Genomic DNA, 21917 nt, shown 5'->3' on the forward strand with positions numbered 1-21917 from the left:
GATGGTCTACTTGAGTAAATGGATGTGTTTCATTCACTCGTGCCTAACGGTGTCGCGTCCGGCCGGAAAGAATTCATCGAATTAAAAGTTGACTACTACATTCAAGAAAAGAATAAGCCGCCAAACCCACGGTCACGCGGGTCTTCACATCAGGCGTTGGAATTGGACGATATCCGCAAGGATACGGGGGCAGAATGAAGCAGGGGCAGACGGCGGTTGCGGGCGCAAAGATCCATCATGTGCGAACGGCCTTTTTGATATTGAGCGCGTGCGCTGCCTATCCGGTCATGGCGCAGGATGCCGTGGTACAGCCGAAAAAGCCGGAAACCGTGGCAGCCCAGAAGAATGACAGGGTCGACGGTGACACGGTTCTGAAGCCGATTACCGTCAAGAGCGGTGGCCAGGATGGCGCGACCAAGGGGTATCAACCCGTGTCGACTGTCACCGCGACGCGCGCCGACACGCCGCTGATCGATATCCCGCAGGCCGTCAATGTCGTCAGCCAGGACGTGCTGAAAGACCAGAAGGCGCAGTCGCTGGACGATGCGCTGTCCAATATCAGCGGCATCAGCCAGTCGAACACCCTCGGCGGCACACAGGATTCCGTTATCCGCCGCGGCTTCGGCGACAATCGTGACGGTTCCATCCTGACGAATGGCCTGAAGACGGCGCTGCCGAGAAGCTTTAACGCCACCACCGATCGGGTCGAAGTGCTGAAAGGCCCGTCCTCGATGCTCTACGGTATTCTCGATCCGGGCGGCATGATCAATGTCATCACCAAGAAGCCGCAGCAGACCTTCAGCGGCGAGATCTACGGGACTGCTTCCAGCTTCGGCGGCGGCTCGACGGGCCTCGATTTCACCGGGCCGATCGTGGGCACGGATTTCGCCTACCGCCTGATCGGCGAATACAAGAATGTCGATTACTGGCGCAATTTCGGCAAGACGAAGGACTGGCTCATCTCGCCGTCGCTCTCCTGGTATGGCGAGGATACCGAGGTCACTGTCTCCTATACGCATGAGGATTACAGCGTTCCCTTCGATCGCGGCACGATCTTCGATCTCAACACGGGTCACGCCGTCAATGTCGATCCGAAGATCCGTTTCGACGAGCCCTACAATATCTCCAAAGGCAGCTCGGATATGGCGACGATCAACGTCAAGCACGAGTTGAATGAAAACTGGAAGCTAAGCCTCGATTACGGCTACAGCTATAACGAATATTCCGACAATCAGGCCCGGGTCATGGCCTACAATGCGGCAACCGGCAACGTCACGCGCCGCGCCGACGCGACGCAGGGCTCGACGATCTATAATCACGCCGTCCGCGCCGATCTCAGCGGCGATGTCGAGATCGGTGGTCTGCGCAACGAATTGCTGTTCGGCACTTCCTATGATTACGCCGATACGCTGCGCACCGATCTCATCCGCTGCGGACAATCGGTGAACTTCAACATCTACAATCCGGTCTATGGAAAAATGCCGGCTTGCACGACCGTCTCGAAGGCCGACAGCGACCAGACAGAGCAAATTTCCACCGCCTCGGCCTATATCCAGGATTCGCTCCATCTCAACGACCAATGGATCCTCGTCGGCGGCCTTCGCTATCAGTATTACGATCTGATGGCCGGCAAGGGGCGGCCCTTCATCACCAATACGGACAGTCATGGCGGTAAGTGGGTGCCGCGCGGCGGCATCGTCTACAAGCTGACACCGGATGTCTCGCTTTACGCCAATGTCGCCAAGACCTTCCGTCCGCAGTCCTCGATTGCCAGCTATTATGGCAACCTGCCACCGGAGGAGGGCATCTCCTATGAGATCGGCAGCAAGTTCGAGATTGCCGAGGGGCTGACCGCCAATGTCGCGCTCTATACCAGCGACAAGAAGAATGTTGCCTATTCGGAAGCGATCGACGGCGAAACCTACGTCAAAACGGCAGGTTTGGTTCGTGCCCGCGGCGTCGAGGTCGACGTCGCCGGCGAGATTACCGACGAGCTCAGCATGATCGCCAGCTATGGCTTTACGGACGCCAAGGTCCTCGAGGATCCGACCTATGCCGGCAAACAGCTGGTCAACGTCCCGCGTCACACCGGTTCGCTGTTCTTTGCCTATGATTTTGGTGAGGTCGGCGGCAGCAACACGCTGAAGGTTGGCGCAGGCCTTCGCGGCGCCGGCAAGCGGGCGGGCATGAACACCAATGCCTATTTCCTGCCCGGTTATATCGTGGCGGATGCCTTCGCCGCCTATACGTTCCAGATGGAACGGCCGCTGACGCTGCAGCTCAATCTGAAAAACATCTTCAACAAGACCTATTATACCTCGTCGATCGGAACGAGCAATCTCGGCAACCAGATCGGCGAACCCTTCAGCGCGGTTCTCTCCGCAAGCGTCAAGTTCTGATTGTTAGCTGAAGGCATGGATGATGGAAATGCGCCCGCTTGAGGAAGGCGGGAGCAATCTCATGCCGATGATGATGGTGCGGCCGTCGATGACGGGCGAACCTCTTCTCCTGCGTCGTTGCGGAAGGTCTGAGCCAAAGCCGGGCGCCCGACGTGATAGCCTTGTGCGTAGTCGATGCGCAGCTCTCGCAGTAAGGCGAGTTGTTTTTCGGTTTCCACCCCTTCGACCAAAATCTTAGGCCCACGGTTGCGGATGAGGCCGATAATGTCCTGAAGCATGGCCTTACCCCTCGCGGTCGCACTGCCATGGAGGAAGGAGCGGTCGATCTTCACCGTGTCGAAGTCGATCAGGCGCAGCCATGACAGCCCGGCGAAGCCAGTGCCGAAATCGTCGAGCCAGATCCTGATCCCCAGCGTTTTCAGATCGTTGATGCATCTCAATATGTCGGAGTGCATCTCCATTTCGAGGCCCTCGGTGATCTCGAAAGCCAGCCTGCTGCCGGAAACGCCCGTCTCGTAAAGGATCGCCGCCACGCTTGCCGCGAAACCCGGCATTTTGAGCTGGATCGGGGAGACATTAATGCTGGCGATCTGGACATGATTGTCCGCCAAAAGATCGCGGCATGCCGTGCGTATCACCCAGCGGCCGAGTTCGATGATCATGCCGGTGCGCTCGGCGATCGGAATGAAGAGGTTTGGAGGGATGACGCTGCCGTCAAGCGTCCTGAGGCGCATGAGTGCCTCGACCACATCCTGCCGTCCGGAGGCGACGTCCTCGATCGGCTGATAGACCAGCGACACAAGGTTTTGATTGATAGCTATCTTCAATAGCGCCGCGATGTTTTCGCTTTCATCGCTGCTGTAGGGATCGTTCGGGTCGAACAGGCGCGTGCAGTTGCGTCCGCTCGCCTTGGCGCCGTACAAGGCGCGGTCGGCCTCATGGATGATCTTTTCGAGTTTCGCGCCGCTCTGCTCCCTGGTGAAGGCGGCGCCGACGCTTACAGTCACGACCGAAGTGCCGTCGCGCCGTTCTTCATGGAGAAGGCGCAGTTGCTCGACAGTGCTGCGGATCCGTTCGGCAAGATAGGCTACCCGCTCTTTCTCGCTAAACTGGGCGAGCACGATGAACTCTTCGCCACCGTAGCGGCCGATCGAGCCACCAAGGGGCGCCACGGCCTCCTTGATCGACGCTGCGATATGGATAAGGCAGCGGTCGCCTTCCTGATGGCCGTAGAAATCGTTGTATTTCTTGAAAAAGTCGACATCGACAAGGATCGCCGTGAAGCCACGGCTATTGGCCTGCCATTCTTTCCAATAGTTTCTCAGCCTGTGGTCGACAGCCCGGCGATTTTCGAGTCCCGTCAGATAGTCGGTATTCGACATCCGCAGCAGAGCCTCGCCCCGTTCGGTGGCCTCCCTGTGCTGGAGCTGCGCTTCGAGCGCGTTCAGGAAGACGTTGTATCGCTCGTGGTTCAGCTTCCAGTTCACGTAGGATGTGAAGACGAAACAGGAGACATAGAACGTGCTGAAGGCCAGCGCATAGATATTCGTCGGCCAGAACGCCGTCAAAGACAGCAAGAAGGTCGCCAGCACGGCACTCGACGCGATCACGGATAGCAGGAATCGGAAGCTGAAAAACAGATTGGCACCCATCATGAAGATGGCGCCGAATATCATGTAATAGGACAGGCTATCGGTATGGATGGTCCGGATTGCCGGGAATATCCACACGGCATATCCCAAGACCAGCGCCATGGCGCTGGTGCGGTCGAGATATGTGATACTCACCTTCAGGTGTCGCTGGCCTTCGAAGACGGCAAGCGCAATCACGCCTACCGTCAAACGGGCTATGATCGTATAGGTCGCCACATCCGGGATCAGCAACAGGTCCGTGGTCGAGAACAGTATGTAGACCAGGACCGCAATCCATAGGCCTTGCCGCGCCGCTTCCGTGCGGGCCATCTCATCGTCTCGTCGATAGAGTTCGCGAAGCTCAGCCGGAGACGGCCTCTGCAGTCTCTTGTCGAGATCGATCTCTGCCGAATTGGCAAACATGCGCTTCATGCACTGTTCCATTCGCTCTACTACGCTTCGCAGTGCATCTTCTCTGCGGATTCCATTAACGTATCGTGCGGTCGCTGATCCATCCCTGGACTGAGAAGATGCGTTAGACCGGCCATTTTCCCACCTATTAGGCCGTCGCTTTTTATATCCCGTTAAAATCAAGTCGAAAATGCCCGGCGTTAAGCATGTTTAAGAAATCCTATGGTTAATCAAAAGTTTCACATTATGATAGAAATTAGTGGAACACCGACCTGTTGAAGAAGTTCTGGGTTCCATCAACGGTAACTTATAATTTACTCATATTTAACAGAGGATAACTCGCATGAACCAACGGAAGATAGATTTCGATGGCCATAGCCTGATTACCCCGACGGCAATCGCGAACGAGCTGGAGCTACCCAAGAGCGACCGTTTCGATGAGCAATTGATCGTCGGCAAGGGGCAAATCGCCCTGTTGCTCGAACTCGCCCGCCAGCAATTCGAGAAAGACTATAACCCGACCGAGATTATCGATCGGGTTACGCTTTCGCTTCATGAAACCCGCCATTCGTTGCATCCGCGCGTTTGGCAGGAATTGGTGCCGATCATCCAGAACCACCCGGTTGCCGCGTATTTTCAGGAAGATCCGCTGACCAAGTGGTCCGTCGATAAACCGAGAGGCTATTCGGGCGACGCTGCGTTGCTCGACTTCATCTATCGGCACGAAAGCATCATGGACAGCGTCGCCAGGGCCACCGAACGTGGCCGGGCGCTTTTCGAATACACCAGCACCGCTCCGTCCTCGCTCGCCAACTGGGATCGCAGGGACATCCTGGCGCGTCATGTGGATGAAGTCGCGGCGGCGAGGGGATCGGAAACGGAAGTCCTCAGCGTGGCTGCCGGACATCTGCGCGAAGCGGCCCATTCCGTGGCACTGCGTGAAAAGGCGCTCAAGCGCTGGGTTGCTCTCGATCAGGATCCGATCAGCATCGGCACGATTGCCCGTGATTTCCAGGGAACCGCGGTCGAAGCCATCAACGGTTCTGTTCGCGACCTGCTGACACGGCGGTCGAGCCCCGGTCAGTTCGATCTCGTCTATGCCTCGGGTCTTTATGACTATCTGGTCGACAAGGTCGCCATCAAGCTGACACAGCGCTGCCTGGAAATGCTGAAGCCGGGCGGAGTCTTCCTGTTCGCCAACTATTCGTATCCCATTCTGGTCGACGGCTACATCGAGACCTTCATGAACTGGGCACTGTTGCTCCGTTCGGAAGCCGACATGTGGAAGATCATCCATGCGACCACGGATGGGCAGGATTACGAGGCGAGCGTGTTCTTCGGCAAGAACCGCAATATCGTCTACGGCGTACTCAGGAAGCGCAGCTAAACTGAGGAAGCGATATTAGCGTTTCCAATAGCCGACCGGGGGAAGCTCCGGTCGGCTTTTTGCTGGGCTCGTTTATTTCGAGGGCAGGCGCAGTTCGGCTCTGAGGCCGTGGTCTTCGCGGTTCAGCAGGAACAGGGTGCCGCCGTGGGCCTTGACGATGCTGCGGGCGATCGACAGCCCGAGCCCCAGGCCGCCCGTTTCTGTGCTTCGCGAGGGTTCGAGGCGAACGAAGGCCTCAAATGCGTCCTCGATCTCTTCATCCGGTATGCCGGGTCCATCGTCTTCGACCGATATGATCACTTCGCCGTCGGCATCGTTAAGGGTAACGGATGCGGTGCCACCGTAGCGAATGGCGTTCTCCACCAGGTTTCTCAAGGCTCTTTTCAGGGCGACGGGGCGGCAGGGGTAGGGAAGCGACGGCAAGGCGGCCAGATGGACATTGCCTTTGGTCAGCCGAAACTCCTCCGCAACCTGTCGGATGAGGTCGGCCAGATCGACCAGGGTGGTGTCTTCCGTGCTGACCTCGGCCCGCGTGAAGGCAAGCGTGGCCTCGCAGATGGTCGTCAACTCGTCGATCGTGGCGACGATGTCCTCCCGGACCTCGTCATTATCGATGAACTCGGCCTTCAGCCGCAGCGTCGTCAACGGCGTTCGCAGGTCGTGGCTAATGCTGGCAAAGAGGCGCAACCGGTCGCGCATGAACTGGCTCAATCTCTGATACATCGTGTTGAACGCCTGGATCGTTGCGGCGACTTCAGACGGGCCACTGACTTTCAGGGGCGAGAATGTCTCTCCACGGCCAAACCGCTCGGATGCGCTTGCCAGCATGCGCAGGGATTTTGTCTGTGACCGGACCGCGATTGCCACGGCGACGATTGCCGCCAGCGACGATAGGAAGAGGGAGAGAAAGGCGACCGGACTCCAGAAGGTCGGGAGAGCTATGCCATTGTATACGACAAGCCAGCGCCCGTCCGGCAGGGGCACCTGCGTGATGACAGTAACGATCCGCGACGGATATGGGAAATCGTCACCCGCTTGCAGCTTCGGATCAGGCGGTTGCCCCGCATTCTCCGGTCCCTTTGCGAGATCAAGACAGGGAGCCATGTCCTGTTCGATGGCAATGTGAGGGGCGTCGGAATGCAGGCCCTGGAGTTGCCGGAGGAGGCGATCGGCAAGGTTCTTTTCAGTCGCGTTCATCTCACGGCTGACCGCGGGGGCCGTTTCGATCCCGGCGCACAATTGCCTCGCCCGAAACGCCTCGATAATGCGATCCTGCTCGTTGACCGGGGATGCGGCAAGGAGCTTTGCCAGGGTGGCGGTCACATTCAAGGTCTGGCCATGGACGACCCGCTCGGCAATGCCGTCCTGCTGGCTGTTCAGGATGACGATCAAGGCGACCTGCGCGAGTGCGAGAGCCGCGACAAGCGAGATGATCAGCCGCGCTGCGAAGTTCTGCGGCCATATCCACCAGCGCAAATGCTTCACGACACATCCTCGACAGTTCCGGCGAAGGTGTATCCGTCTCCCCATACGGTCTTGATGAGCGTCGGCTGCTGGGGATCGTCTTCGATGCGGCGGCGCAAGCGGCTGACGAGATTGTCGATGCTGCGGTCAAAAACCTGCGCGGACCGGCCGGCGGTAATATCGAGCAACTGGTTACGGGTGAGAACGACGCCCGGCCGTGAAACGAGGGCGAGCAGCAGACGGAACTCGGCGGTTCCCAGCGCCGCTTCGCTACCGGATGCATCGACAAGTGATCGCTGCGAGACGTCGAGCGTCCAATTCGCGAAGCGGTAACGCTTGTGGTCCGGATCAGATGTCACGGACGCGGTGGCATTGGCCCGGCGAAGCAGCGCGCGGATGCGTGCCAGAAGTTCGCGCGGGTTGAAGGGTTTGGTGACGTAATCGTCCGCGCCGAGCTCCAGGCCGATGATCCTGTCCGTTTCGTCGGATACTGCAGTCAGAAGTACGATCGGCACCATGCTCGTCTGACGCAGCGACCTGCATAGGGATAGTCCGTCCTCCCCCGGCATCATGATATCAAGGACGACCAGGTCGATCGTGGCGGTCCGCAACTGCTGGCGCATCTCCGCCCCGCCGTTCGCCGTGCTGACGCGCAGTCCGTTCTTGGCAAGATACTTGGCCAGGAGGTCGCGGATCTCCTTGTGGTCGTCGACGACGAGGACATGGGGTGTTCGTTGCATTGCTGGTTCCTTTGTTTCCAAAGGCTTCCGCCCGAGGAACGCTTGATATGCGTCTTTGAAGTTTTCGGGACGTTTCCCGCAACATCAAAATTGTAACCAAATGTCACGGTCGCCGGACCGTGACAGAATTGATTACCGAATTGCCCGCTGTTGGCAAACTTTGATGACATCTCTCGGCGATGGTCCGCTCAACTTGATCCGGCTTTCCGGATGCTGGCGTTGGAGCTGTGTCTGCGGACATCGCGCTGACGGCCATGTCAAACCCGCCATCCGGCCCTTTGTATTGTTGAATTCGCGATTGGACAGACCTCTTATGAGTATCAAATTTCGCTTTAGCCACTTGCCGCATCTCCGGCCCGCCTGCGTTCCAGCCGTTCACAACAAAATCCCGATGTCGGCGCTGATGCTGCCTATGCTGTTGTCGATGGGCATCGCGTTGCAGTCGTGCTCCGAGCAATCAAGCACACAGAATCCAATGGGTGCGGTCAAGGTGGAAGTCAGCGCCATGACGCTGCATCCGCAATCGGTGGCTATCACGGCGGAAGTTCCCGGTCGCACGGCGGCCTCCCTGATCGCCGAGGTTCGGCCGCAGGTCGGCGGGATCATAAGGGCGCGCAATTTCAAGGAAGGCAGCGAAGTCGCCGCCGGCGACGTGCTCTATGAAATCGATCCGAGTTCCTACCAGGCCTCCTACGACAGCGCCGTTGCTAGCTTGCAGAAGGCGGAGGGTGCCGTGCCGAGCGCCCAGTCGAAAGTGGATCGCTACAAGGGCCTGACGGCGCAGGACGCAGTCAGCAGGCAGGATCTGGATGACGCGCTTTCCACCCTGGCGCAGGCAAAGGCCGATGTCGCTTCCGCCAAGGCCGCCCTGGAGACAGCGCGCATCAACCTCGACTACACCAAGATCCGCGCGCCGATTTCCGGACGCATCGATGCCTCCTCGGTCACCGTCGGCGCCCTCGTCACCGCCGAGCAGACGACGGCGCTCGCGACCATCAACCAGCTCGATCCGATCAATGTCGATGTGACTCAATCGAGCACGAACCTCCTGGCATTCCGTCGCGCGGTCGCCGAAGGCCGGTTGAAGACCAGCGGCGACAACGTCTCGGTCAATCTCAAGCTTGAGGACGGATCGCAATATTCCGAGCCCGGGACCTTCGCATTCCTCGAGGCATCCGTGTCCGAAACCGTGGGGACCGTTACTGCTCGCGCGGTCTTCCCCAATCCGGACCGCCTGCTACTGCCCGGCATGTATGTGCGGGCAACAATCGCGGAGGGTGTCGCCCCGAACAGCTATCTCGTGCCGCAGCGTGCGGTCACCCGCAACACCAAGGGTGAGCCCACCGCCTTCTTCATAGATGCCAATGGAAAGGTGCAGCAGCGCACTCTCAGTGTCCAGCGCAGCATCGGCAATAGCTGGCTGGTCAACCAGGGCCTTCAGGACGGCGACCGGGTCGTTGTCGAGGGGCTGCAAAGGGTGCGCGACGGCCAGGAGGTGAAGGTCGACGATGTCACGGTCAATGACGCGACGGGGGAACTCTCGCAGGCATCCTCCAGCGCGTCCGGCCAGCTCAAAGAAGCCGCCAACGCTGCAATTGTGAAGTGAGGTGGTTTGATGTCTCGTTTTTTCATCGACCGGCCGATCTTTGCCTGGGTCATTGCCATCGTCATCATGCTTGCGGGCGCGCTGTCGATCCTGACGCTGTCGATCTCGCAATATCCGCAGATCGCCCCGACCACGGTCCGTATCACCGCAACCTATTCCGGCGCCGATGCCGCGACCGTTGAGAACTCGGTGACCAAGGTCATCGAGCAAGGCATGACCGGCATCGATAATCTCGACTATATGACGTCGACGTCGACCTCGACGGGCCAGGCTTCGATCTCGCTGACCTTCACCAACAAGGCCGACGCCGACGTCGCGCAGATGCAGGTGCAGAACAAGCTGCAGCTTGTCACCGCGCAATTGCCGACGACCGTCCAGACCACCGGCATCACGGTGTCGAAGTCGACATCGAACTTCCTGATGGTCATCGGCTTCGTCTCCACCGACGGCAAGCTCAGTTCCAATGACATCGCCGACTACATCAACAGCACGTTGAACGACACGCTGAAGCGTGTTTCCGGTGTTGGGGATACGCAGCTCTTCGGCTCGGGTTATGCCATGCGTATCTGGGTCGATCCGGACAAGCTCGCAAAATACCAGCTGATGATAGGCGACGTTACTACCGCGATCGAGGCGCAGAACTCGCAGGTATCGGCCGGCCAGCTCGGAGCCTTGCCACAACGCAAGGGCCAGCAACTCAATGCGACGGTGACGGCTAAAAGCCGCCTGCAGACGCCGGAGCAGTTCAACAATATCATTCTGAAGAGCCTGTCCGATGGCTCGCTGGTGCGCCTCAACGATGTCGCGACCGTTGAGCTTGGTGCGGAGAGCTATACCAGCTCAAGCATCTACAACGGCCACCCTTCGGCCGGTCTCGCGATCATGCTTGCCTCCGGCGCCAACGCCATCGACACGGCCGAGGCCGTACAGTCGACGATCAACAATCTCAAGGAAACACTGCCGCCCAATGTCGAGGTCGTCTATCCCTACGACACGACGCCCTTCGTCAAGCTGTCGATCGAGGACGTGGTCAAGACGCTGTTCGAGGCCATCGTGCTCGTCTTCATCGTCATGTTCGTCTTCCTGCAGAGCCTGCGGGCGACGCTCATCCCGACGCTTGCGGTTCCGGTCGTCCTGCTTGGAACCTTCGGCATTCTCTCAGCCTTCGGATACTCCATCAACACATTGACAATGTTCGGCATGGTGCTGGCGATCGGCCTGTTGGTGGATGACGCCATCGTTGTCGTCGAAAACGTCGAGCGCGTGATGGAGGAAGAGGGACTATCGCCGCGCGAGGCGACGCTGAAATCCATGAGCGAGATTACTGGCGCACTGATCGGCATCGCCACGGTTCTTTCCGCCGTGTTCATTCCGATGGCCTTTTTCTCCGGCTCCGTCGGCGTCATCTATCGACAGTTCTCGGTGACGATCGTCTCGGCGATGGTGCTCTCCGTCATTGTCGCCCTCATCCTGACGCCCGCACTCTGCGCAACGATCCTTAGGAAACCCGAGCATGGATCGAAGCAACGTGGTCTCTTCGGCTGGTTCAACCACAACTTTGAGCGAGGGACGCGCGGCTATCAGCGCAGCGTGGGCGGCATCATCAAGCGGACGCCGCTCTTCATCCTTATCTTCGTGCTGATCACGGCAGCCGTCGGCTATCTGTTCAACCGCCTGCCGAGTTCGTTCCTGCCGGATGAAGATCAGGGCATCCTGATCACCAGCGTCCAGCTTCCCGCCGGCGCTGCCGACGATCGCACCGAGAAGGTGTTGAGACAGGTTACCGACTACTATCTCAACAACGAGAAGGACTATGTCGACGGCGTGATGGGGGTTGCGGGCTTCGGCTTTGGCGGTCAGGGCCAGAATGTCGGTCTCGCCTTCATCAAGCTCAAGGATTTCGCGCTGCGCACCACGCCGCAATCGAAGGCGCAGGCGATTGCCGGCCGCGCCATGGGTGCCTTCTCGAAGATCAAGGACGGCAGCGTCTTCGCGCTTTCGCCGCCCGCGATCCCGGGCTTCGGCAACAACAGTGGTTTCGATTTCTTCATCAAGGATATCAATGGCGCCGGCCATGCCAGCTTGATCGCCGCCCGCAACCAGTTGCTGGGCGCCGCCGCCAAGAGCACCAAGCTCAGCGGCACCCGCCCGAACGGCCAGGAGGATACGCCGCAATATTCGGTCAATATCGACGCTGAAAAGGCGAGTGCGCTCAACATAACGCTCTCCGACATTGATACGACGCTGTCGACAGCCTGGGGCGGCACCTACGTCAACGACTTCATCGATCGCGGCCGCGTCAAGAAGGTCTATGTGCAGGGGAATGAGGGCTCCCGGATGCAGCCGGAAGATCTGGATCGCTGGTACGTGCGCAACTCCGGTGGCGACATGGTGCCGTTCTCGGCCTTCTCCAGCGGCGAATGGACCTATGGCTCGCCGCGTCTGGAACGCTATAACGGCTCGTCGGCCGTCGAAATTCAGGGGGCTGCCGCTCCCGGCGTCTCCTCCGGCGATGCCATGAACGAGATCGACCAGATCATGGCGACCCTGCCCCCCGGCTTCAGCCATGAATGGACCAGCCTGTCGGCCCAGGAAAAGCTCTCCGGCAATCAGGCAAGCCAGCTCTATGCCATCTCGATCCTCGTCGTCTTCCTGGCACTGGCCGCCCTCTACGAAAGCTGGTCGATCCCGCTTGCCGTCATGCTGTCGGTGCCGATCGGCATCTTCGGTGCGCTGCTTGCCGCGACCATCTTCGGCCAGTCGAACGACGTCTACTTCAAGGTCGGCCTGCTGACGACCATAGGATTGGCGGCCAAGAACGCCATCCTGATCGTCGAGTTCGCCATCGAGCAGCAGAACAGCGGCAAGAACCTGATCGACGCGACGCTGGAGGCATCCCGCCAACGTCTGCGGCCGATCCTGATGACATCGCTTGCCTTCATCCTCGGCGTCATGCCGCTGGCGATCGCCAATGGTGCGGGCTCGGGCAGCCAGAACTCGATTGGCATCGGCGTCATGGGCGGCATGATCTCGGCGACCGTGCTCGGCGTCTTCTTCATCCCGCTGCTCTTCGTCTCTGTGCGCCGCATCTTCAAGGGCAAGGTGCAGGCGACGGTGGACGCGAAACTCGATCCGGGAAGCTGAGGGAGATCTCGGCTTTCCGTCTCCTTCAGTCATCATTTTCATAGAAAAGGGATTTCATGTCAGTCCTTCATTCGACGCAGCATGCGCGCCCAGCGCGCCGGACATCGAAGTTTATTCCACTGGCAGCGGTACTCTGCTGCACGACGATCCTCACGAGCTGCGTTGTCGGACCGGACTACGAAAAGCCGAACGTAGCCTTGCCAAGCCGTTGGAGCGGGCAGGCATCGTCGAAGACTGCGACCTCGCCCAATCTCACGGAATGGTGGAAGCAGTTTCGCGATCCGACCTTGAACGCGTTGATCGAGGAGGCCGTGCAGACGAACCTCGATGTCGCGACGGCCAAGGCGAAGATACGCGAAGCGCGCGCCACCTATCGGGAACAGAATGGCACGCTTCTCCCGACCGTCGAAGGCACCGCCTCTGCCACGCGTAATCGGGTGGCTGCTTCTGACGGTGCAGCCGCCAGCGTTTATAATGAGTTCCAGCCGGGATTTGATGCGAGTTGGGAACTCGACTTGTTTGGCGGCAACAAGCGCTCCGCGGAAGCTGCGCGCTATGGCGTCGATGCCGCCGAGGAGGATCTGCGTGACACGCTGGTTACGCTGGTGGGCGACGTCACCACATATTACGTGCAGGCACGCGAATATCAGGCGCTGCGGGATCTGGCCAAGAGGACGGCGGTGTCGCAACGCAAGACGGCCGCTCTCACTCAGGAGGAATTCGCGGCGGGAACCGTGACCGGCGTGGACGCGGCCAATGCGAATGGCGAAGCGAGCAGCACGGAAGCCGATATTCCGACCTATCAAATATCCTACGCGCAGTCGGTGCATAAGCTCGCGGTGCTGCTCGGAAAACCGCCGGCGGCCCTGGACGAGCGCCTGAAGGCGACAGCTGCGATCCCGCAGCCTCCGCTCAAGGTCTCAACCGGCATCCCCGCCAACATACTGACATCGCGACCGGACGTTCGGCTCGCCGAGCGCCAGCTTGCGCAATACACCGCAAAGATCGGCGTGGCCGAGGCAAACCGTTATCCGTCGATCTCTCTCACCGGCAGCATAACGTCGTCGGCAACCGATCTCACCGATCTCGGCCGCAAGTCGACCATCGGCTGGGCCTTCGGGCCGACGCTTACCGTGCCGATCTTCCAGGGCGGCCAGTTGAAGGCAGCCGTCGATGTCGCCAAAGCCGAGCGTGACCAATATTATATCGCCTACCAGGCGGCTGTTCTGACTGCCATGCAGGATGTCGAGAATGCCATCGTCTCGCTGACGCAGGAGAAGATCAAGAACGCCAAACTCGTTTCCTCGGCTTCCTCCTATCGCACGGCCGCGGACCTTTCGCGCCAGTTGAACAAGGCCGGCGCCACGGACTTCCTCAATGTTCTGGATGCCGAACGCTCGCTCTACAGCGCGGAAAGCTCTCTCATCCAGAGCAAGGCCGCGATCGCGACGGATTACATTTCCCTCCACAAGGCTCTCGGCGGCGGATGGGACGGTGCAATCGACAGCTCAAAGCCTGCCGTGGTCGATACGGGCAGTCCAATTCGGCTAAGATCGTCCTCCTAGGGAGGGCGATTCTGTCGTCAGGATCTTTGCGTGATTGCCGATTGGGCGATGAAATCGACCAGGGTTCTGATGTTGTGGGACGGGCTGCTGCTGGCTGGCCATAAAAGGCGGAGAACGCCCGCTTCCCTCACGCAGTCCTGCAATAATGGCACGAGCCGGCCGCCCTGGATTTGCGTGGAGACGGACATCGAAGGAACGCAGGCAATGCCGACGCCTTGCTCCGCCAATTCTATTCTGGCCTCGACCGTATTGACGACCGCCGTGATCGGGAGATCGAGTTCGATATCCGCGCCTTCCTCGGCAAGCGGCCATGTGTCGATCCTGCCGGTTTCCGGGTGCCGGCGGTGCAAGCAGAGATGTTGCAGCAGATCCTCGGGGCGCTGCGGAATGCCGTGGGCGGCGAGATAGGCGGGGGACGCCACGATCGTGTGCCGGAAGTGCCCGACCGTGCGGCTCATCAGCCGGGAGTCGCGCATGTCCCCAGTGCGGATCACGAGATCGTAGCCTTCATCGATGACATCAACCAATCGGTCGGTCAGGTCGAGTTCCAGCCGTGCTTGCGGATAGATCTGCATGAAGCGGGCAAAGACTGGCATGAATGTCACGGCCCAGGTCGGCAGGCTGACACGTATCGTGCCGCGCACCACCATCCGTGCCTGCTGCATCTCCTGCGTGGCAAGCTCCATTTCTGCAAGAATGCGGCGGCATCGTTCGAGGAAGATCGCCCCTTCCGGCGTCAGGTTGACGCTATGGGTGCTTCGGTGAAAGAGACGCACGCCAAGGCGCTCTTCAAGCCGCGCGACGGATTTGCCGATAGCCGAGGCAGAAAGGCCAAGCTGCCGGCCGGCATCGACGAAGCTGCGCGTTTCGGCCACCCGAACGAAGACCTTCAGTCCGCTGAAATTTTCCATGGGTCAAAACTCCATTGCGGACAGAATAGTCCGCATGGACCGGAAAGTCAGCGCCTTTCACCAGCGCACGCAAATGCGATAATTGCCTTATGATTCAGTTTATTGTTATCCGAAGCTACTTGAGTGCTCATCAACCGGTGTCGCGCCGTTTGCGTCCGTTCCCCTGCTGGCGGAACTTGCGCCATGCGTAGGGCGAACGGATGGAATGTTACGTTGGCGCTGATAGCCGGCATCGTGCTGGCCGTCATGATCGACTGGAACAGCTTGCTGGCACGTCATAGCTCGCCGCTTTTCGCCTCGTGGACCGCGCATGGTATCGGTGTGCTGGCAAGCTTTGCTCTGGTGACGCTTGTGCCTGCCCGAACGACCACTATACAGGCGAGGCCGGTGGGCAGGTGGCCGCTCTGGGCCTATCTCGGAGGCATTCCGGGGGCCTTCACCGTGTTGCTGGCCGCCATCACGGTCAACAGCGCTCTCGGGCTAGCCGGAACGCTGGCGCTGATGCTGATCGGTCAGATGGTGTTTGGCATCGCGGCGGATGCCTTCGGGATACTGGGGCTGCGGCGTACCTTGCCGGATCGCCGCGATATCTGCGCTATCGCGCTGGTGTTGTGCGGAAGCATCGTCATCATTCTGGCGCGGAGCTGAGCGATGCTTTTGTTTGTCTCGCTTGCCCTGCTCAACGGCATTTTGATCGGCACGAGCCGTGCGATCAATGGACATCTCGGCAAGAAGGTTGGGCCGCTCAGGACATCGCTCTGGAACCATGCCATCGGCTTCATTTTCCTCTCGCTGCTGATTGGCCTGTTCTACAGGAGCGATTTTGCGGTGGGGACGGGTGTGCCGGCGAATGCTTGGCTCGGAGGTGTATTGGGCGTCATCTTTGTCGCATTGAACAGCCATGTCATTCCGAGGTTGGGGGCGAGCAAGACCACCAGCCTTGTGGTGGCCGCGCAGATGCTGGCAAGCATCGTCATCGACAGTTTCGACAGGCCAGTTTCCGGCGCGACGGTTGTCACCCTCACAGGCGCCGCCTTGATTATTGTGGGCGTCTGGCTGTCGGCATCTTCCACGAAGAAGAATGCGCAACGCGAAGCAGCGCTAGATGCGGTGCCGGATCGTGAGCACGCTCGTCGCGCCATCCCGTGATACCTGGACCGATACACGGGAATGTCTTGGGGCTACTCGCGTTTATGCTGGAAATCTACGGCGTGCTGCCTGATCCGAGATTGTGATCGCTGCTATGTTGACGTTACTGTGTGTTGCACAGCGAGCCCTTTTGTCGAGGACATTCCATGAGTTCCAGCCCGATGCCGACCGAAGCGGGTATTCTGCAATTCATGGAGATTTGCGATTCCTTCTATCCGCCGGATGCGGTGACGGCCTCCATAGAGCAGCAGCGAGCGTGGTATGATGCTCTTTGCCGCCAGTTCGATCGACCGCTGCCTGATGGCATGCATATCGAAGACAAGCTGGTGATGGGCAGGATCCCGGTCCGGCATTATCATCCGAGGACGGTCAGAACCTCGACATGCCTGCTCTATCTTCACGGCGGCGGCTTTGTGGTCGGTTCGCTCGAGAGCCATCACGCAATCTGCGCCGAGATTGCCGATCATGCGGGAGCTGAACTGATATCCGTGGACTATCGCCTTGCGCCGGAACACCGCTGGCCGGCGCAGACGGATGATTGTTTTGCCGTCCTCAAGCACCTGATCGCCGAGGGGAAGACTGTTGTGCTGATCGGCGATAGCGCCGGCGGTAATCTGGCGGCGGGGCTGGCTGTCCGGGCAAAGGGTGAAGGGCTTTCCGGCATTGCTGGGCAAGTCCTGATCTATCCGGCGCTTGGCGGCGATCTGGTCTCCGGTTCCTATGAAGAAATGGCCAACGCGCCGGGGCTGACGACTGCTGATGTCAATTATTATCGCAGCGTATTGCAGGCTCCGGCTGGCGACCCTGTCGCCGGGGCACTCGCCCAGTCTTCTTTCGCCGGCCTGCCGCCGACATTCATCACCGTCGCCTATTTCGACCCGCTGCGCGACGATGGCCGCAACTATGCGGCAAAGCTGGCGCAGGCAGGTGTCGAAGTTTGGTTCCGCGAGGAGCCGCAAATGTTGCATGCCTGGCTGCGCGCGCGCCACATGAGCGATGGCGCGCGCACCGGCTTCCGCACCATATGCGACGCCGTCAGCCGGTTTGCCGGATCGAATTGATCACATCAGATCGCGGGGAATACGCTTCTCCTCGAAGACCTTCTTGAAGATCTGCGTCTCGCCTTCGAAGGCGGTGACGGAGGCGCTGATGATCCAGTCTGTCGCCGTGCAGGAAATCTTTGACGTGGATAGCGTGCGGACGAACCATCCTGGCCGCTGCATGTCGCATGTCCAGGTCGAGGTGCCGCTCATCGACAGCGGATCGTTCGGCGCGATGGACCAGACTTCGTCGCGCAACTGGCGGGTGGAGAGGCCGGTGCCCGGATGCTCGAAAAGGCCGGTATCCTCGCGGATTTCATAATGGGTCTTGTTGGCGGCGAGATCGCGCAGGACCTGGCGCTTGGTCGAACCCGGCGCGTGTTCGATATATTTCGGCAGCGGGTCGGGATTGTCAGGCTGCTTGATATCGATGATGTCGTGTTCGCCGAGCTTCGGCAGAGCGAGACCAAGCGAGGCAATGTCGATCGTCAGGCCCGGGTCTTCCGGGGATGGCAGGACCATCGGCCAGTAGGCTGTCGACAGCGACAGGTGGATGCGATGCCCCTTACGGAAACGATAGCCGCAGGCATCCAGCGTCACCGTCACCGTGGTGGGCTCACCCTTCTGCAGGGGCTTCGGTTCAGCATTGCCGTCGCGATGGGCAAGATTGAGCACGCCGAAGGAGACGCGCGTCGCCGTGCCGTCCGGATGCACGTCGACAAGCCGTGCGCAGAGATTGGCGATCTCCGCATCACAGCGCAGCGAGAGGGTGATGACCGGACGCCCGAGATAGTCATGATCGACGGTCAGCGGCGCAGTCTGGAACGTCAGCGAGCCGGCATCGTCACTTCGCTGATCGATCGCCATTTCGGCGTCCGGCTTCAGCGTGAACCATTCGCCGGAAGCCGTGCCGGTGTCGAGCGGCGAGCGCAGATAGACGGGATGCTCCGGCGCATGCGGGATCGGCATGCCTTCCATCAGCGCGCCGAATTGTTCGACATAGAAGCATTGCATCTCCGGCTGTTGCCATTCGCGCTTGGCGATCCAGAAGCCCGGATCGAAATCGCGGCGCGGTGCCGGCTTGATGGCGTCGAGAATATAGGCGCGCACCGGTGGGATGCTCTCCGCGCCATTCTGCTCTCCGCGCAGCCAGCGATTCCACCAGGTGATCGCCTCGCCGTGAAAATCGGTGCGCGGCTTCGGCCAGGCAAAATGCGGATATTTATGCACCCACGGACCGATGAGCGCCTTCGCCTTGTCGCCAAGGCCTTCGACCGCCTTGAGCGGCGTGTTGCGATAGCCATCCGCCCAGCCGGCAATGACGAGGGAAGGCACATCGAATTCGGCGAAATTCTCGCAGATCGAGCCATGCCGCCAATAGTCGTCACGACGCTGGTGCTGTAGCCATTCCTCCATGAAGAAAGGCTCGTTCTCCAGTCGCTCCAGCCACATCTCCTTCCAGCGGTCGCCGACGATCTCGGGGTCGGGGGAGCGGGACTGATACGCGAGCATGGTAGCGGCCCATGAAAGCTGCGCCGAGAGATGGCAGCCGTCCTTGTAGTGGATGTCGTCGTTATAGCGATCGACCGTGGAGGCGATCGATATGACAGCCTTCAGCGCCGGCGGCTTCAGGGCCGCGACCTGCAGGCAATTGAAGCCGCCCCAGGAGATGCCCATCATGCCGACGGAGCCATTCGACCAAGGCTGTGCGGCGATCCAGGCGATCAGCTCGCAGGCATTGGCAAGCTCGAGCTCGGTATATTCGCCATCGATGATGCCGTCAGATTCGCCGGAGCCTCTTATGTCGACACGCACGCCGGCAATGCCGGCAGCGGCGAAGACCGGGTAGGTCGATTCATCCCGAGGGCTCGTTCCGTCCCGTTTGCGATAGGGCAGGAATTCGAAGACGGCGGGAACGGGATCGCTCTCCGCATTGTCCGGCATCCAGATGCGCGCTGCCAGCTGCGTGCCGTCCTTGAGGGTGATCCATTGGTTTTCGATGGTGGTAAAGCTGCGCTCAGCCATGATCATTTATCCCGAAGACGTTTAAGCATCAAACCATACACGGCTGCCGATGTAGCCGTTGGACATATCATTGCCGATGTCATCGACATATCCCTTTACCGTCTTCGAGGCGGCCATGATGTAATCGTTGAAGACCGGCAGGATCAGGCCTCCGTCATCTCGCACCATCAGAGCCAGTTGCCGATAAAGCGCTTTGCGTTTTGTCTCATCGAGTTCTGACCTTGCCTGCAGCACCATCTTGTCGAAGTCGGGGCGCTTGAAACGCGTGTCGTTCCACTCGGCCGTCGATAGATAGGAGGTGGAATAGCGCGAATCCTGTGTCGGACGGCCGCCCCAGAAAGAGGCACAGAAAGGCTGCTTGTTCCAGACGTTGGTCCAGTAGCCGTCTTCCGGTTCGCGCTTTACATCAAGTGTGATGCCGGCCTTGCGTGCACTCTCCTGGAACAGGATCGCCGCATCCACGGCGCCCGGAAAGGCTGCATCGGATGTGAGCAACTGAATTGGACGGTCGAGGCCCGATTTCTTGAAGTGGAAGGCGGCCTTGTCGGGATCATAGGGACGCTGCTCGATGTCGGTCGGCGCCAGGGCGTAGTTGGAATTGACCGGATAGTCATTGCCGATCGTTCCGTACCCGCCCAGCACCTTATCCAGGATCGACTGTCGGTCGATGGCATATTTCAGCGCAAGCCGGAGATCGTTGTTGTCGAAAGGCGCCGTATCGCAATGCATCAGAAAGGAATAGAAGCCCTTGCCGGCATTTCGGACAATATCGACATTCGGTGCTCGCTTCAGCATCGGGACCGTCTTCGGATCGACATTGTTGACGAAATGAACCTGACCGGAGGCAAGGGCGGCGATGCGGGCAGTGTTATCGTTGATAACGAGTATTTCCACGCTGTCGACAAAGCCGCGGTCGGAGCGCCAATCCTTCGAGTTCTTCTCAAAGCTGGCGCGAACGCCGGGTTCGAAGCTTTTCAAAACGTAAGGGCCGGTGCCGACAGCTGCCGCTGGCTTTTCAACGCCACCCTTCGGCTGGATGATCAGGTGGTAGTCGGTCAGAAGGAGAGGCAGGTCCGCATTGCCCTCCGAGAGCGTCAGGACAAGGTCACCAGCCTTTTCCTCAATGCCGGTGATAGAGGCCATCAGCCCGAGAGCGCCCGACTGAGAATTTTTGTCCGCATGCCGCTTCAGAGTCGCGATGATGTCGGCGACGGTCATCTTGCTGCCGTCGTGAAACTGCACGTCGTCCCGGATCTTGAAAGTCCAGACGGATGCGTCCGCCGATGGCGTCCAGGATGATGCCAGTGACGGCAAGGGCGCGCCGGTCTTGGGATCGGACTCGACAAGCGTATCGCCCCAGAGCCGACCAATGACGAACAACACGGATGCGCTGTAAGTCGCCGGATCGAGTGCGTCGCTGGTGGCACCACCCTTGAGGCCGAGCTTCAGATGGCCACCACGTTTTGTTTCCTGAGCGCGAGCGTCACGCGGCATCAAGAAGCCTGAGGTGAGGCCCGGCAAAGCGCCGAGGGCGACGGCACCGCCGAGAAAGCGACGGCGGCCGATTTTCAGATCCGAAAGTTGATCTTTTTGATGCGTCATTGCAGTTCCCTTTTTTCAATTTTGTAAGAGGGAACGTAGAGGTCGGCCACGCTCACGCAATTTCGCGACTTGACGCATTTTTACGCGAGTTTACGCTAGCGTAATCAAGACGGAGCTACCGATGCCTCACCTGGTCGAAAACCTGAAGATTGCATGTGCCACGCAGCGTTCCATTTCGCATGTATGCCGTGCAATTGATATCAATCGGCAGCAGTTCAATCGATACATCAACGGCGAAACGAGGCCGTCTGCGCATAACCTGGCGCGTATTGCCGCCTATTTTGATCTCGATGCAGCGGATTTCCTTCTCGCTCCCAAGCTTTTTCGCGTGCGGCTTCGCGGCCCGTCCGTCGGGCTCAATGAAGGTTCCGAGCTTTTCAAGGCGTTTCCGGGAAATCTCCATGCCTTGAGGCGCCATATCGGCTATTTCCAGACCTATCATCGCTCGCCGTCTTGGCCGGGCATGGTCGTATGTTCGTGCAGTCGCCTTAGCGAGCAGGGTGGGTTGGTGCGCGTCAAGTCAATGGAGCGGCTTCGGGATCCTGGAAACGGCATCCAACAGTTTTCAAAATATGTGGGTTTGGCGGCGTTCTACAGGAACCGAATCTTCATTACGGAGCGTGTTATCGGTCCGAATTCCATGTTGTCGCAGACGATCCTCCTGCCATTCGACGAGCACCAGCGGGTTTATTTGCGCGGAACGACCATGGGCGTCTCCTGGCGAAAGGAAAACCTCCCCTATGCTTCACGGATGATCTGGCGGCATGTCGGCGTCGAGCCTGATCTGCGCGAACTTCTGTCGCGCTGCGGGCCGCTGCCGCTATCGTCACGGCAGCTGCCGCC

General features: G+C 59.5%; 15 protein-coding genes. 9 read left to right on the top strand and 6 right to left on the bottom strand.

What is annotated here, in order from left to right; all coding sequences use genetic code 11:
- Positions 1 to 194: 194 nt before the first annotated feature.
- Entirely contained in the window at positions 195 to 2399 is a 2205-nt protein-coding gene (locus tag PMI03_RS11000) for a TonB-dependent siderophore receptor (protein ID WP_007692957.1), read from the top strand.
- Between the two features lie 59 nt (positions 2400 to 2458).
- On the opposite strand, the gene PMI03_RS11005 is transcribed toward PMI03_RS11000, so the two are convergent.
- Positions 2459 to 4462, bottom strand: a complete 2004-nt coding sequence (locus PMI03_RS11005) for a bifunctional diguanylate cyclase/phosphodiesterase (RefSeq protein WP_007692958.1) — start codon at positions 4460 to 4462, stop codon at positions 2459 to 2461.
- A 322-nt stretch (positions 4463 to 4784) separates the two neighbouring features.
- On the opposite strand from PMI03_RS11005, the gene PMI03_RS11010 reads away from it, so the two are divergent.
- The gene (locus tag PMI03_RS11010) at positions 4785 to 5828 is read left to right on the top strand and encodes a bifunctional 2-polyprenyl-6-hydroxyphenol methylase/3-demethylubiquinol 3-O-methyltransferase UbiG (protein WP_007692959.1); all 1044 of its coding nucleotides are present in this window, start codon (positions 4785 to 4787) and stop codon (positions 5826 to 5828) included.
- Between the two features lie 72 nt (positions 5829 to 5900).
- On the opposite strand, the gene PMI03_RS11015 is transcribed toward PMI03_RS11010, so the two are convergent.
- Positions 5901 to 7313, bottom strand: coding sequence for an ATP-binding protein (locus PMI03_RS11015; RefSeq protein WP_007692960.1), 1413 nt, complete (start codon positions 7311 to 7313; stop codon positions 5901 to 5903).
- Positions 7310 to 8032, bottom strand: a complete 723-nt coding sequence (locus PMI03_RS11020; RefSeq protein ID WP_007692961.1) for a response regulator — start codon at positions 8030 to 8032, stop codon at positions 7310 to 7312. The genes PMI03_RS11015 and PMI03_RS11020 overlap by 4 nt, the downstream gene beginning before the upstream one ends.
- A 313-nt stretch (positions 8033 to 8345) precedes the next feature.
- Between PMI03_RS11020 and PMI03_RS11025 the strand changes: the two genes are divergently transcribed.
- The 3 genes from PMI03_RS11025 to PMI03_RS11035 are packed head-to-tail and all read left to right on the top strand — an operon-like array spanning position 8346 to position 14347.
- On the top strand, positions 8346 to 9638 hold the full coding sequence (locus PMI03_RS11025) for an efflux RND transporter periplasmic adaptor subunit (RefSeq protein WP_007692962.1): 1293 nt from the start codon (positions 8346 to 8348) through the stop codon (positions 9636 to 9638).
- A gap of 9 nt (positions 9639 to 9647) precedes the next feature.
- Positions 9648 to 12782: an efflux RND transporter permease subunit gene (locus PMI03_RS11030; protein WP_007692963.1), complete on the top strand. Its 3135-nt coding sequence runs from the start codon at positions 9648 to 9650 to the stop codon at positions 12780 to 12782.
- Positions 12783 to 12838: 56 nt separating this feature from the next.
- The gene (locus tag PMI03_RS11035; protein WP_007692964.1) at positions 12839 to 14347 is read left to right on the top strand and encodes an efflux transporter outer membrane subunit; all 1509 of its coding nucleotides are present in this window, start codon (positions 12839 to 12841) and stop codon (positions 14345 to 14347) included.
- 17 nt (positions 14348 to 14364) lie between these two features.
- Here PMI03_RS11035 and PMI03_RS11040 read toward each other — a convergent pair whose 3' ends face one another.
- The gene (locus tag PMI03_RS11040) at positions 14365 to 15258 is read right to left on the bottom strand and encodes a LysR family transcriptional regulator (protein ID WP_007692965.1); all 894 of its coding nucleotides are present in this window, start codon (positions 15256 to 15258) and stop codon (positions 14365 to 14367) included.
- 183 nt (positions 15259 to 15441) lie between these two features.
- Here PMI03_RS11040 and PMI03_RS11045 point away from each other — a divergent pair, with 183 nt between their 5' ends.
- The 3 genes from PMI03_RS11045 (at position 15442) to PMI03_RS11055 (ending at position 17468) form a co-directional block, all read left to right on the top strand.
- Complete coding sequence (locus PMI03_RS11045) at positions 15442 to 15906, top strand: DMT family transporter (protein ID WP_007692966.1); 465 nt, start codon at positions 15442 to 15444, stop codon at positions 15904 to 15906.
- Positions 15907 to 15909: 3 nt separating this feature from the next.
- Positions 15910 to 16407 (top strand): DMT family transporter, encoded by a 498-nt coding sequence (locus tag PMI03_RS11050; RefSeq protein ID WP_007692973.1) that lies wholly within the window; start codon positions 15910 to 15912, stop codon positions 16405 to 16407.
- A 146-nt stretch (positions 16408 to 16553) separates the two neighbouring features.
- Entirely contained in the window at positions 16554 to 17468 is a 915-nt protein-coding gene (locus PMI03_RS11055) for an alpha/beta hydrolase (protein WP_007692975.1), read from the top strand.
- On the opposite strand, the gene PMI03_RS11060 is transcribed toward PMI03_RS11055, so the two are convergent.
- On the bottom strand, positions 17469 to 19472 hold the full coding sequence (locus tag PMI03_RS11060; protein WP_007692977.1) for a CocE/NonD family hydrolase: 2004 nt from the start codon (positions 19470 to 19472) through the stop codon (positions 17469 to 17471). It lies immediately after the preceding gene.
- A gap of 21 nt (positions 19473 to 19493) precedes the next feature.
- Complete coding sequence (locus PMI03_RS11065) at positions 19494 to 21074, bottom strand: ABC transporter substrate-binding protein (protein WP_007692979.1); 1581 nt, start codon at positions 21072 to 21074, stop codon at positions 19494 to 19496.
- 121 nt (positions 21075 to 21195) lie between these two features.
- On the opposite strand from PMI03_RS11065, the gene PMI03_RS11070 reads away from it, so the two are divergent.
- Positions 21196 to 21917, top strand: a 722-nt coding sequence (locus tag PMI03_RS11070) for a helix-turn-helix transcriptional regulator (protein WP_007692982.1), incomplete at its 3' end; no start/stop codon positions are given.

This window comes from Rhizobium sp. AP16, from assembly GCF_000281735.1.
GTDB lineage: Bacteria > Pseudomonadota > Alphaproteobacteria > Rhizobiales > Rhizobiaceae > Rhizobium > Rhizobium rhizogenes.